The sequence below is a fragment of the Methanobrevibacter sp. genome (genome assembly GCF_045586545.1).
Lineage (GTDB): Archaea > Methanobacteriota > Methanobacteria > Methanobacteriales > Methanobacteriaceae > Methanocatella.
This window is the reverse complement of the sequence record NZ_JAZNAN010000005.1, coordinates 19825-33435: the sequence shown is the minus strand read 5'-3', so window position 1 is coordinate 33435 and position 13611 is coordinate 19825. Positions and strand designations below refer to the sequence as shown.

At 33.2% G+C, this 13611-nt stretch carries 15 protein-coding genes and 2 pseudogenes; 7 read left to right on the top strand and 10 right to left on the bottom strand.

Features of this window, described 5'->3' with window-relative positions; all coding sequences use genetic code 11:
- On the top strand, nucleotides 1–809 hold an 809-nt coding region (locus ACKI3D_RS00595), incomplete at its 5' end, for a carbon starvation CstA family protein (protein ID WP_407391327.1).
- Between the two features lie 52 nt (nucleotides 810–861).
- The gene (locus ACKI3D_RS00590; protein WP_407391325.1) at nucleotides 862–1491 is read left to right on the top strand and encodes a DUF1847 domain-containing protein; all 630 of its coding nucleotides are present in this window, start codon (nucleotides 862–864) and stop codon (nucleotides 1489–1491) included.
- A gap of 179 nt (nucleotides 1492–1670) precedes the next feature.
- On the opposite strand, the pseudogene ACKI3D_RS00585 reads toward ACKI3D_RS00590, so the two are convergent.
- The 5 genes and pseudogenes from ACKI3D_RS00585 to ACKI3D_RS00565 all read right to left on the bottom strand — a co-directional run bounded on the left by ACKI3D_RS00585 (nucleotide 1671) and on the right by ACKI3D_RS00565 (nucleotide 5970).
- A pseudogene (locus tag ACKI3D_RS00585) lies at nucleotides 1671–2002 on the bottom strand (DMT family transporter).
- Nucleotides 2003–2182: 180 nt separating this feature from the next.
- A complete protein-coding gene (locus ACKI3D_RS00580; protein WP_407391323.1) occupies nucleotides 2183–2689 on the bottom strand; it encodes a YgjV family protein in 507 nt (168 codons plus the stop codon).
- Between the two features lie 64 nt (nucleotides 2690–2753).
- Nucleotides 2754–3446: a LytS/YhcK type 5TM receptor domain-containing protein gene (locus ACKI3D_RS00575; RefSeq protein ID WP_407391321.1), complete on the bottom strand. Its 693-nt coding sequence runs from the start codon at nucleotides 3444–3446 to the stop codon at nucleotides 2754–2756.
- Nucleotides 3447–3498: 52 nt separating this feature from the next.
- Nucleotides 3499–3792, bottom strand: coding sequence for a hypothetical protein (locus tag ACKI3D_RS00570; RefSeq protein ID WP_407391320.1), 294 nt, complete (start codon nucleotides 3790–3792; stop codon nucleotides 3499–3501).
- Between the two features lie 714 nt (nucleotides 3793–4506).
- Nucleotides 4507–5970, bottom strand: a pseudogene (locus ACKI3D_RS00565) (sodium-dependent transporter).
- Between the two features lie 463 nt (nucleotides 5971–6433).
- Between ACKI3D_RS00565 and ACKI3D_RS00560 the strand changes: the two are divergent.
- From ACKI3D_RS00560 to ACKI3D_RS00550, 3 genes are all read left to right on the top strand, one after another.
- Complete coding sequence (locus tag ACKI3D_RS00560) at nucleotides 6434–6883, top strand: MarR family winged helix-turn-helix transcriptional regulator (RefSeq protein ID WP_407391318.1); 450 nt, start codon at nucleotides 6434–6436, stop codon at nucleotides 6881–6883.
- Between the two features lie 79 nt (nucleotides 6884–6962).
- On the top strand, nucleotides 6963–7442 hold the full coding sequence (locus tag ACKI3D_RS00555) for a bacterioferritin (protein WP_407391316.1): 480 nt from the start codon (nucleotides 6963–6965) through the stop codon (nucleotides 7440–7442).
- Complete coding sequence (locus tag ACKI3D_RS00550; RefSeq protein ID WP_407391314.1) at nucleotides 7432–8205, top strand: MBL fold metallo-hydrolase; 774 nt, start codon at nucleotides 7432–7434, stop codon at nucleotides 8203–8205. Before ACKI3D_RS00555 ends, ACKI3D_RS00550 begins: the two co-directional genes overlap by 11 nt.
- 548 nt (nucleotides 8206–8753) lie before the next feature.
- Here the strand turns inward: ACKI3D_RS00550 and ACKI3D_RS00545 are convergent.
- From ACKI3D_RS00545 to ACKI3D_RS00525, 5 genes are all read right to left on the bottom strand, one after another.
- A complete protein-coding gene (locus tag ACKI3D_RS00545) occupies nucleotides 8754–9512 on the bottom strand; it encodes an EFR1 family ferrodoxin (RefSeq protein ID WP_292753499.1) in 759 nt (252 codons plus the stop codon).
- 1 nt (nucleotide 9513) lies between these two features.
- Nucleotides 9514–10149, bottom strand: a complete 636-nt coding sequence (locus tag ACKI3D_RS00540) for a flavodoxin family protein (protein ID WP_407391312.1) — start codon at nucleotides 10147–10149, stop codon at nucleotides 9514–9516.
- 13 nt (nucleotides 10150–10162) lie between these two features.
- Complete coding sequence (locus tag ACKI3D_RS00535; protein ID WP_407391311.1) at nucleotides 10163–10945, bottom strand: nitroreductase family protein; 783 nt, start codon at nucleotides 10943–10945, stop codon at nucleotides 10163–10165.
- Nucleotides 10946–11055: 110 nt separating this feature from the next.
- Nucleotides 11056–11607: a DUF2115 family protein gene (locus ACKI3D_RS00530; protein ID WP_298502999.1), complete on the bottom strand. Its 552-nt coding sequence runs from the start codon at nucleotides 11605–11607 to the stop codon at nucleotides 11056–11058.
- Between the two features lie 17 nt (nucleotides 11608–11624).
- A complete protein-coding gene (locus ACKI3D_RS00525) occupies nucleotides 11625–12092 on the bottom strand; it encodes a DUF2115 family protein (protein WP_407391309.1) in 468 nt (155 codons plus the stop codon).
- Between the two features lie 139 nt (nucleotides 12093–12231).
- Between ACKI3D_RS00525 and ACKI3D_RS00520 the strand changes: the two genes are divergently transcribed.
- On the top strand, nucleotides 12232–13011 hold the full coding sequence (locus ACKI3D_RS00520) for an alpha/beta fold hydrolase (protein WP_407391307.1): 780 nt from the start codon (nucleotides 12232–12234) through the stop codon (nucleotides 13009–13011).
- Between the two features lie 87 nt (nucleotides 13012–13098).
- Nucleotides 13099–13545 carry a MarR family winged helix-turn-helix transcriptional regulator gene (locus ACKI3D_RS00515; RefSeq protein WP_407391305.1) on the top strand — a complete coding sequence of 149 codons (447 nt, stop codon included), beginning with the start codon at nucleotides 13099–13101 and terminating at the stop codon, nucleotides 13543–13545.
- Nucleotides 13546–13611: the final 66 nt, after the last annotated feature.

Below are 13611 nucleotides of genomic sequence, written 5' to 3'. Positions count from 1 at the left end.
TGATTATGGTGGTCGTAATGACTGGAGGAGTGATTTTTAATCCTGCATACTCCATTCCTGAGTTTACAACACAAGGTTTGTATTTGACTGAGAAAAGCATTTTCCCATATCTGTTTGTTACCATTGCATGTGGAGCCATTTTTGGGTTTTATGTATCCCAATCACCGATTGTTGCAAGATGTATGGAAAATGAAAATGATGCAAGACCAGTATTTTATGGAGCTATGGTTTTGGAAGGTTTGGTTGCTCTTTGCTGGGCAGCTATTGCAATGGCATTTTTCCATGGTCAGCCTCAGCTTGTAGCAATTTATAGTTCAGTGCCTGCAGTGGCAGTCAATGAAATGGCAATAGCATTGGTGGGGCCTGTTGGTTTGGTTTTAACAATTATTGGAGTTGTAATATGTCCAATCACTTCAGGAGATACTGCACTTAGAAGTGCTAGAATAACAATTGCTGATGAACTCAAAATCAACAACGAAAAAATAATGTCCCGGTTAAAATTGGCAGTTCCGCTGTTTTTAGTTTCATTTGGATTGACATTTGTTGACTTCAGTTTAATCTGGAGATATTTTGCCTGGTCTCAATTGATAGTAGCTACAATAGTGTTGTTTTCTGCAACATCATATCTGATGAAAAAAGAAAAGCAATATCTTATTACATTGGCACCGGCAGTCGTATGTACTCTAATTGCATTTGGGTATATTCTGCAAGCCCCAGAAGGCTTAGGATTGTCTGCAATGATTGCTAATACAATTTCAGTTATTGCAACGGCCATCATCATGGTAATATTTCTTAAAAAATACAAATAGTGAAAATTACTTATTTAAATAATAGAAGACAATAATTATCGGGGAAAATATCATGAAAAAATACTCATGTAACAATTGCAGGATTATCAACTGCAAACACCAGGACAATGAATATCCTAAATTCTGTCCAACAAAAGAATTAACAAGTGATGAAATAATTGAAATAGAAGAACTGTATAATGAAGACAACAACAAAGAAATATCACGGATATCTGCAGAGATAGAAGAGGAATTCTACTGTAAATACACAAGAGTAGAAGAAATCATTGAATTTGCTAAAAGACTAAAAATGAATAAGATAGGAATAGCGGCATGTGTTGGGCTAATGGATGAAAGCAGAACATTTGCAAAAATTCTAGCCAAACACAACTTTGAGGTATATTCTGTAGTATGTAAAGTAGGAGCAATGAAAAAAACAGAAGTAACCGGACTGGATGAGGGAAAAACAACCATAACTGGGAATATAATGTGCAATCCGATACTTCAAGCAAAAGTACTGAACAATGAAAAAACAGATCTTAACGTAATAATAGGATTATGCGTAGGTCATGATAGTCTTTTCTATAAATACTCTGAAGCCCTATGCACAACACTTGTAACAAAAGATAAAGTACTCGCACATAATCCTGTAGGAGCATTATACCAAACAAATACATATTACAAGAAGTTATTAAACGATTAAAAAAATTTTTTAGTGTATTTTAAACAATTTTCACCATAAGTACAGGATAATTTCGCACTATTCTGCAAACATGCTTTCAAAATCGTGTTATATTCCGGTCCAATACCAGACCCAAATGGAGAACAATTGCAGAGTTTGCAAGCAATTTAAAATCTCAAATAATCATATTAATATTATTTTTAGTGAATAGTCATGTTTGAGAATAAATTCAACACTCCTACTCCAATAATGATTAATAAAATCCCAATGATTGCAGCCCAATCAGGGGTTTGCTTAAATGCAATAATGCCAACAAGTGTCACAAGCACTATTCCTAATGCTGACCAAATAGCATAAGCAATTCCTATGGGTACGGTTTTTAAGCAGTTACTAAGGCAATAAAATGAAAGTATGTTAGTATGATTGATGCCATGGTCGGTAAAAGTTTGCTAAAGCCATCAGAAAATTTTAATAATGTTGTAGCACTTGTTTCAAATAAAATGGCAAGTAAAAGAAAAATTATATTATTCATTAGATAACTCCTATTCTATTAAATTTTTTTCTATTAACAAATATATATTTTGGTTTAAAAATCCATCAACTTCTTTTCAAGGGCAATCATCTTAATTAAAAGTGAAGGTATATAATGTTAATTTTGCTTAATGCCAATCTGTTTCAATTAAATGAGATAATTATATCAACTTAATAAACTTTATATTGCCATATCTAATTCACGTTCACGAACCAATTTGATGTAAGAAATACATCCTACTGAAACAGTAACGAATTGTATAATCACTGAGGTGAAGTCAAATACGCACCAGAAATAAATAGCATAGAATGATTCATTAATGATAAAGCTAAGTTTAATCCATTTAATGTCCTTGCATATGTAATTGCATATAGTAATTTGAAGTGTAGCTATAACTGGAATCAAGCCAACTATGCCCAAGTTGTTTACAGCAAATCCAATTATTGTGGATATGATGAGGAAAAATATTGCCCAATTGAGTGTGAATTTATCTTTATAAACCATATATAGTCTTATTGTGACTATTGTCATCACAACAACACCAACATATGAATTAAAGAAAAAAGATGCAAATATCAAGATAAAAGTATTCAATATTTGGTATTTGTATACTTTTTTGTCATCATTTACCCATAAACTGAAGATTACAAAAATTCCGGCAAACAATGAAATGAGATTACCTAACAATAATGTTCCATGGCAAATACATAATTTATCCTAATTTATTTTTTGATATCATTCAATTCTCGTTCTATTTATCAACTTTATCCTTATATTCCTTTAATTCTAGTGACATTTCAATTATCCTATCCGTATTTATATCAATTATGTCACTATTGACCGAGATTCTATCAGTGTTGTCATAAATCGTTTGTTTTAATTCCTCGCTTATTTTTACTTCCTCTTTTTTCTCACCTAAAAACATTGTAAAGAGCAACATTCCAAGAACGGCACCAAATGTCATTGGAGCATAAAGAGCATTGGCAATAAGGAGTCCATCAGGTTGAGGGGTTAATACGGTTATGAGAAACATGTCAAAGCCACTATATAAAAGCATTAAAAGTGCGGCTTTATATGGTCTTAAGAATTCACCACGGTTCCATTTATAGACGAGACTTCCAACAATACCTGCAATTATTGTTGCAACACAGCATGGCAAGGCAGTAGGGCCTCCCATGCCATATCTCCAGAGTCCGGATATTATTCCTACAGGTATTCCGACATATGGTCCTCCAAGCATTGAGGATATCATTACAATTAATCCTCTTGAATTAGCGGGAACTCCATTAACATTCATAGTAAAATATGATGCAAGAATTCCTAGAATAGAACATATAATAATCTGCCAGATTATGATTTTACGTGAACTTTCACCTCTAACTATAGTCTGAAAACTTTTAGATTTAGTGGCAAGGTATGTTAAAATCAGAATTACAGATAACATTCTAAACATTTCTAGAAATGGAGCCCATAATGATTCCCCATTTGCAGATTTATTAAAATAAGAAACTGTAAGGCTTAACAAACCCATAATAATTAGAACCGATTTCATAAACTGATCCATCTGTTAGTTCTTTAAGTTTTGTAAGCCTGGTTGAAATAAAACCTAAAATTATGATTGCTGAAATGATTGTAACAAGATCATGTAAAGCTGATGCGCTTATATGTTCAACAATAATCATATAAGCAAATAAATTTATAAACAAGGCGACATTAAAAATTAGCAATATTGAAAGCAATATTAGAATCTTTTTATCGCCTGTGAGTTTATTTTTAAGATTAGGTATCATATTATCTGATTATATTTAGGATGATTTCATTTCCGGAGTTTTTTCACAGTTTTCCCTGTGCTTTTTCAATTAATTCTATTTTTTTTACTTTTTCGATTTGTGTCGGTAAATCAAATTTTATTTTAGTTATTATTTTTCAAATCATTTAAAGTAAACTATATATTATTTATTAATTTTTGTAGTAATATATTTTATTTTTAGGATGTTGGCAATTTCTTTTTTTAAAATTAGCACAGAAGTTTGAATCTTCAAAATTTATTCTTAAAACTATTCAGAACGTATTGTTTTGTTACTTAATCTAACTCATTATTCAAAACAAAATGTTCAAGAATCATTACTAAAAAGATTTCTACCAAAAAAATTAGGAAATAGTCCTATCCGGAGTCGAACCGGAGTCACAAGTTCCAGAGACTCGTATGATTGCCATTACACCATAGGACTATAAATTGCATTAAATTTTAGAATCCAATTTATCATAAAATATCATAAATTTAGAATTCTATTAATTTGTATATAATTTCATTGATATAATATTTTTCTATTTTTTTCGTGAGTTCAAATCTCAATGGGGGATGTTGATGTCAAATTGACTATTAAATGAAAATAGATGGCTATTTATCATATATGGTCTTAAATTTAAAAATATTGATTAACTAATAAAATTATTTTTAGGAGAGTTGTTGAAACTGAGGATAGAGTCGTACTAGGTTCTCTCTACACTTGGGTGTTGTTTTTTTCAGGTATATTCGTGAAAATATAGCTCAATATTAAAACGGCAACTGTAATCATGATATAAATGAGCAATTCAAAATTATTTGCATTTAAAAGTAAATGATATACTCCGTTGCCCCACATTAAGAACAAAAATATTGGCAATATGTATTTAAGGACAAACACCCAAGTTTTTCCAACTTTGACCCAATCATTTTCGTTCAATACGGGAATAACTCCTTCTATGTCATAGCACCATGTGAATATTATACATTGAATTGCGATTAAAAGAAGAATGCAAAATTCTGTAATAAAGTTATCGACAATACCTACCAGATAACTGCTAATTCCTGTTGTGAATACTAATGAGATTATGCAGCCAACTATTGACAATACGGTTACTGTTTTTTTACGAGTCCAGTTTAGCTTATGGGCTGTTGAATTTATCATAGGTTCAAATACTGCGACAGCGGAAGTTATTCCAGCGAATAATATTGCTATAAATAATAATGGGGCAATTATGTGGCCTATAGGACCCATAACATTAAAAATCCTTGGGAAAACAACAAATACCAGTCCAGTGCCCTCACTTACCAATTCGACTAGGGGTGTTCCGGAGGTATAGGACATATATCCGAGAATGGAAAATATTCCAAATGCAGTACATACCTCAAATGCACAATTTGCAAACACCACAATCAGAACATTATCAGTTAGTTTTGATCCTTCAGGCAGGTAACTGGCATATGTTAATGAAATTGACTCTCCCATGCTCAATGAGAAAATAATTTGTGAAAAGGCCGCTAGCCAAATATTCACATTCAAAAGCATTTGCTAATCTGGATTCAACAATGCGTTTATTCCGATGCTGGCGCCCGGAAGCGTTAATGCAAAGGCAATAATAAAAACCATTATGCCAAAAAGCAGGGGGATTAAAATCTTTGAAGCTTTGCCTATTCCTTCATTTAAATCTTTATGGGAAATGTACCAAACAGAAATCCATACTATCAACATGGAAATGACTGTTGGAATTATAAAACTTGACATATTGGATAAATTAGAGCTTCCGCCAACATTTTTTATAAAATAAAGTGCAGAATCACTTCCCCAGCTGAAATTAAAACTGGAACCCAGATATACCATATCCCAAGCCACTATAACCAAATAATAGATTAAAACAAAATAAATAATTAAAACTAATGCCCAGGACATGTACTCCAATTTAGGATTGATGCTCTTTAAAATATTGGAAAATGAGTCTTTATGCCTGAATCCAATGCCGTATTCCAATACAAGAAATGGAATACCCATAATTAGAATTGCAATTAGGTATGGTATGAAAAAAGTTCCTCCACCATTGGAATAAACCACATAGCTATAACGCCAAATATTGCCTAATCCAACAGCAGCTCCAATCATTGATAAAAGAAAAGCCATTCGAGAATTCCATTGACTTTGATTTGCCATTAATACTACCCCAATTAAATATTTCCTTAGAAATAATATAAATATATTTAGGTAATGAGGATATTTAATGAAAATTTTAAAATTTAAAAGTTATTTGATGAATGAATGTAAGTTAAGTAATTCTTTGTTATGTAATCTAAAAATTAAATTTTTATTCAATTGTACTTGGAGAGATGTATGAAAACTCATGATAGAGATACTGGTTATGCTCTTTCTACACTACTTTTTTTAGAACTTACAATAATTAAAGATTTCATTCGTTAAAACAGAGATAATTCTAAAAACTTTCATTTGATGATGTTCTGTTGACATTAATGCAGGGAATATTGAAAATCAAAACCTGATTCAACTCTTCCATATATCGCAGGGGTTTCCAAAGCAATTTTCAAATCTCAAATGATGATGTTAATGTCATATTTTAAATTTATGAATGTCAAATAGTTATATTGAGGTGGATTGAAAAATGGCAGACTTAAATTTTGATCATGAAAGGATAATGTTCACACCGGCTTTACTCTACATTGACTACATTAATTTGCATTTTAAGTACTATCTAAAAAAGAATCATGAGGATATCACTCCTTATGACTTTACGTATCTTGCTAATATTTTCTACAATCCGAACTGTTCTCAAAAGGATTTGGCAGAGTTATTGTTTGTAAGTGAATCAAATGTCACCCAAATAATTAAGAGACTTGAAAAAAATGGATTGGTAAAACGGGATGTTGATGAGAAAAACAAAAGTCGCAGAATTTTAAATTTAACAGAAAAAGGAAAGGAAATTTATTTCAAATTACTAAAAGAAGCTTATGAAGGCGAAGCCAAATTCTTTGAAAATTATTCTCCAGAAGATGTTGAAAAATTCAAAAAAATGCTATACGATTATTCTCAATTGGCTATTAATTCATACTAAACTTTTATATATTATTTCAGATAAACCTTAAAATTAAGACTTAAGACTCTTAAGTCATTAATGTTTTAGGTGATAAATTATGGCCGATAAGGAAAAAACAATCGAATTTTTACAATTCTTAGTAACTGGTCTTGCTGCAAACTCATTCGGACACAGAATCCAATCTAAAATCTTTGCAGGATTAGGCTTCCAATCTCTGGGAGACAAATATACTGCACATGCAACTGAAGAGCTGGATTTCGTGGAACAGTTCATGGACCGCATCCTTGATTTAGGTGGCGAACTCAAACAGGAAGCAGCACCTGAAGCACCGGTATTCACAGACATTGTAGAATTCATTGAACATGATTACAACGTATCCGTTGAAGGAATTGCCTATTTAAATGAAGTAATGGAATCCGGAATATTGGATACAACAACCTATGACCTGATGAAGGTATATCTCAAAGACGAAGAGGAAGACATGTACTGGTCAGAACAGCAACTGGACCTCTGCAAAATGATTGGAAAACAGAATTATCTGACACAATTGTTAATCAATGATCAAAATGGAAATTAAAGCTATCAAAACATATGAAAACGGTTTCATGAAACAGACATTCGCATTTGGCGGAGAAGGAATGGAAGATCTTGATGAATCAGTAAAATACCGATCAAGCATTCAAAACTATCTGATTGACACGGGCGATGAAGTGATTCTTGTAGATACCGATATGCCAAGTGAAGCGCCGCAGATGGAAGTGGATGAAAACACTCCATTGTCTATGGGGGAGAGAATCAGCGACTATCTCACAGCACTCAACAAGCTGGGATATGAAGCAGAAGACATAACAAAGATTCTGATTACCCATAAACACGCCGATCACACAGGTGAGCTAAGGCAATTTCCAAATGCCAAAGTATATCTTTCAAAAACAGAAGCCGAAGAGATGGGCCTCACTGGGGACAACATTGTTCCTGTTGAGTTCAAGGACGGGTCATATCATAACTTTGAAAAATCAGAAAAGATAGTCGACGGTGTATATCTTATTGAGGCCGTTGGCCATACAACAGGCAACAGCATTGTCATAGCGGAAGATGAGGAGATGTTCTACATGTTTCACGGTGATGTAACCTATACCGATGAGGCATTGTATGAAAATAAGCTGTCAATTGTTTTTGAAGATGTTGCAAAGGCAAGGGAAACCTTGGACAATGTCAGGGAGTTCATCAAAAACAATCCTACAGTATATCTGTCCACACATACTCCATTAGGTCATGAAAACCTGGAAAATAAAAAAGTCATTGATTTGGAAAATCCTCCGGAAAGTATTTATCCATAATACTTTCTATTCTATTTTTTTTATGGGGCTGTCATCTGACGGGTAATTTTGCTTCATATTTAAAACAAATTTCTCAAAGCCTAGTTAATTTCAAGGGTATTAATTATATATAATTTGAAAATGAAATAATTAATTAACTAATAAAATTATTTGGAGAGGAGAAAATATGAAAACTCATGTGATAGTTGTATAACTTTTCTCTCTACATTACTTTTTTTTAGAACTCCTGATAATTAAGCATTTTCATCTATACTGGAGAAAATGTATCTGCTGGAACTCCAAATATGTACCATAACCTGAACCAAATAAAGATATTAATGCAACTATTACTCTGTTATTAGATAAGTTGCAGTGTAAGATACTAAAATTATTACAAATAATCGATGAAAAGCAATTATTGTTACGCCAACAGTTACATGGAATGAATTTAAAGAATAAGAATTGCATAATCTTTATTTTCTATTTTTAAGTTGTGAATTAAAGAAACATTCGCAAAAAATCATTATTTGCAATGTTTGTCAGTACCATTTTGCTTTTAGATTTTCAATTCAAATGTTTTGATTGCTTTTGATAATCTCTGAAATTTTGATATTTGGATTTCTATATCTTTCATTTGGATTCAATTCATCGTTAATTGTTAATGTGTGTGTTTTGCAGTGATGAACGCAGCCTAAACAAAAGTCACAATTATCTCCGAAATGGGGTTTTTCATCAATCAATTCAATATTTCCTCTCGGACATACTTTAGTACATATTTCACAATTGCTGCAGCCTTCACCTACTTGGATATGGTATTTTTCAGTCATTGTGGTTTCCAATATGACTTCAATATTTTCAATATCGGTAAAATGTTTTTTGTCATGAATATGATTTCTTCTTGAGAATATATCCTCTTTTATAGATTCAATTTCGCCGATGATGTTTAAATTCTTTTTTAATTCCTTTTCATTGGCCATGTCAAATGTCGGCAGGAAATTATCAACCATCAAAACGGAGTTTGTGTAATTAACATCAATTCCTCTGTTATTTAATGTTTCTTTCATGATTCTCAATGCATTTTGATCCCCGTCGCTTCCATAAGAAGTGATTAAAAACAGATAATCGGTTTTGACATTGACTTTTTCAACAAATTCCCTAAGCATCTTGGGAGATGTTGCATAAAAAACAGGGAAAATGATGCCTACAGCATCATCTTCTATATCAAACTCATTTTTTTTCATCAGTTGGGGGATGCTGATCAGTTCTCCGCCCAACTGCTTAGCAATGTATAGGTTATTGCCTGTTGATGTATAATATAATGTTTTCATGTTATTTCAACGCTAATTCTTTTCCTTTTTCAAAAGCAGCTTCTCTTTCTTTAGGAAAAACAGTTTCATGTCTTTCATATCTTTCCTCAGCATTGAAAAACCATGGCCAATCGGTTTTGCTGTAATCTTTAAGCTGAAGTGTTTCACCTGATACGAAAACTTCAGTTGGCCCTACAAAACCGTTGAATACGTTTTGATAATTTTGAAGCAATACTTCATAGGCATTGTCCGGAGCATTGCTGGTCATGATAAGCAACGTTGGAATCGGATTTTCATTGCAGCACGGGACATCTGCATTATATGTCAGATTCTGAAAGACCAATCGTTCATAAAGTGCTCTAAATGATGCTGTAAGTTCACTTAGATAATTTGGAGAACCTATTATCAATCCATCGGCTTCACGAATAGCATCCAAGACTTCGGTTAAACCGTCACGTCGTATGCAATGTCCTTTGTATTTTTCTTTTTTACATCCAAAACAAGAGATGCAGCCGGTGTATTTTTCCAAGCGGAATAGATTGAATTTTTCCACTTCTGCTCCTGCAGATTCTGCACCTTTTATCGCTTCATCAATTAATGTATCAGTATTCCATCCTTTTCTAGGTCCTGCATTAACAGCTATTATTTTTTTACTCATTTAATCACCTATATTATTTGCATGATATTGTTGCAATGTATTCTGTATACTCATCAGTTTCAATTTCAGGTTCATCAAAAACCAGATTTCCATTTTTCACACACATGAAATGGCAAATAGCTATTCCCATGTCAATCTTTTGAACATCCCATCCAACACCTGATGAATAGCCTCTGGTGTGTTCTAAAAAGAAATGATAATCATTATCGTCCTTTACAATCCTCCAAGGTTGTCTGTTTGCTGCTGAAGGAGCCCAACGAACGGCATCAAGACAATCCTCACTATGGTCTAATGGGGTTGAAAAGTCATGCTCATAAAATAGCTTTGATGCGGGAAGTCTTTCATCGCCCTTAACGCTTTCACGCAGCGCGCTGTCAACCTTGGACTGTGTTTTTGAAGGATAGCCTATTGGTGTCACTATCATCATGTATTCATTGTCCCGTGTGGCTGCCGCTTTTTCAAAGAGGGGCCTGTCTAAAGTTCCTCCGACCCAGGTGGTTCCAATTCCTTGGCTCCATGCATACAAAATCATTTTTTCAAATGAATATCCGTATGCCTCTTCGCAGTGGTCCACTTTAGCCACTTTTGCAGCGATATATGTGTCCTCGCCTTCTATAACTGGACTTGAAAGATTATATTTTTCGCTGTCCAGTATAAGGAACTCCACGGGGATATTGTAAGGGTTTTCGATTGTTTTGGTGTAGTTTAGAAGTTTTTCTTTATCTTCATCAGTAATTTTCTGTCCGTCAAATGTTCTTACGCTTTTTCTAGTTTTAATAATTTGCATTTTGTCCATGCCGCAATCACCTTTTGATTACCACTATGACTTAAGATACTTAAGTTTTTTGATATGATATTTGGATTATTGTACTTAAATATTTTTTTTAAAATACTAATCAGTTTGGTTTAGAAGTCCAGCTGTTCTGCTAGACAAATGTTGCAAACGGCATTTGGTGTATCGATGTTTGCTTCCTTTACCGGGCACAAAAATTCTCCGTTTTCCTTTTCAACTTTCAGTGATCCTGGAAACGGGGTGCCTACAGGATGTATTGGTTCCTCTAAAATGAATGTTGCATATAATGAAGCTATTTCAAAAATCAGAGGAACTTTGGTTTTTTTGCCTTGAGTTCCGGTTTCATGGTGGGTTTTTAGAATTTCAATAGCTTCGCCAAATGATTCCCCATCAATGTTTTGAATGTAATCATTATTGTCATTGAGAATGTCTTTAATTCTAAATAAAAAGGATTCGATGTATGATTTTTGACTGTCCTGCCTATAGCTTTCCTGAACATATTTGTTTTCTTCAATAACCTGTGATGTAAACTCCATCATGTCAAAAACGGAAATGCTTGATGAATATTTTTTCAGAATCTCTAAAACACAATTGCCAGTAATGGTTTCGTCATCTGATATGATGCTTGCAAATTCATCATACATCTCCAGATATTCGTTTGACATTATGATGCTCCCTATTATTAAAATCCGAATGCTAAACCGGCATTTTTACATACGCAGTAGCGGCACATTGAATTTTTCTCTTTAATGCTCATTATTCTGGATTTGCATTTGTATTCATTATTCTGCATAAATACCTGGTCCTTTGTAGGATTGTCTCCAACAGGATGCAGTGGTCTTTTAGCGATTAAAGCCAAATAAAGAGATATGTATTTTGTAAATTCTCTTGTTTCTTCATCTCCTCCGGCGTAAGTGTCAAAATAGTAATCGGTATCCTTTTTGAGATTTTCAACTACTCCGTCTTTAATGTCATAATCCTCTGTGATGTTTAAGGCAAATATCTCATCCCATGCTTCTGAATTGTATTTTGTCAAACTTTTAGTTATTGGGTCTTTGTATCTATCGTCTGTGACTTTGTTTCTCAGATATTCGATAGGATAATCCTTAAGATTTTCCCTAATTTCTTCAAGTAATTCTGTTGCTTTCATAATACTTCCCCTTGAATAAGTGTTGAGTAATTATTTCTTGAATATGACTATATGCTATTTTCTATTGATGAATTTGTCAAGTGGCAGTATGGTTATTTTTATAGGGGAATTTTTAATATATTAACAAGGAGGCCAAAAAGTGGAGTCAACAATAAGCGTCAACGGCATTAACATTTCATTAAAGCAGGCAGGAACCGGTCCGGACATGATTTTGATTCATGGAATCTTTGCGAGCAAGGAAATCATGAACCCCTTGTTTGACTATTATAGGAAATCCTATCATGTAATCTCTTATGATGTCAGAGGCCATGGAAAAAGCGATAAACCTGAAAAATTTGATTTGGATGTCTATGCAGATGATTTAAAGGAAATCATAAATGAATTGAATCTTGACAAGCCTATTGTCATAGGATTGTCAATGGGATCTTATATCGCTCTTAAAACTGCCGAAAAGTATCCTACAATTCTTTCAAAAATAATTCTTTTAGGAACACGGGGTCAGGGTGAAATCTCACTTATGCAAAAGGCGGCAGAGGAAAACAATGGCAACGGCAGCATTGACTTAAAGGAAATGGGCAGACTGATTTCAAGAAGGGTATATGCACCTGATACCACGCTGGAAGATGTTGCCAACTTCTATAATGGAAACAGAAGTGAAGTTGAACTTACAAATGATGAGCGAAAAAATGTCTATGCGTCTCTGAGCCATTACGATATGGTAAGTGATGCCAAAAAAGTCCAGATACCTGTTTTGATTTTGGTTGGTGAATATGATGGAATAAACCCTCCCGAAGAGTCAATTAAGGTTCATGAAATGCTTCCAACTTCGCAACTGGAAATAATTGAAGGTGCAGGCCATATTGCATATTTGGAAAAGAAAAGTGAGGTAATCGAATCAATAGATTCCTTCATAGAATGAATTTATTTTTTTTTTAATTTCATTTGAAGTGATATTCTTATAAATTTGAATGGACAATATAGTAATTAATGAAAGGAGGTATTGTGTATGGTTGATTTAAATTTTGATGAAGCCCGATTGGATGAAATGCCTGTTTTTTATTTTATCAATTACATCAATCTTATTCATGATAACTTTTTAAAGGATAACTTCAATGACATTGCCCCCAGGGATTTCACTTATCTGTCCAATATTTATTATCATGAAGACCTCTCCCAAAGGGAGCTGGCTGACCTGCTTTTCGTTTCAGAATCGAATGTTGCTCAGATAATTAAAAGGCTTGAGAAGAATGGTTATGTAAAACGTGATGTTGTAAAAGACAACAACGGCAAAAAGATTCTTAGTTTAACTGATAAGGGTGAATCAGCTTTCAATTCATTGCTGAATCTTATTGTTGAATTTGAATCTAAATTATTTAAGGATTATTCTGCTGAAGATAAGGATAAATTCAGGGAAATGATTCATGACTATTGTGAAAGGGCAGCTGAATATTGATTAAATTTATATTGATAGAAAGTCAGATTAAAATATATACTTAAGACTCTTAAGTAGAATTTTTGT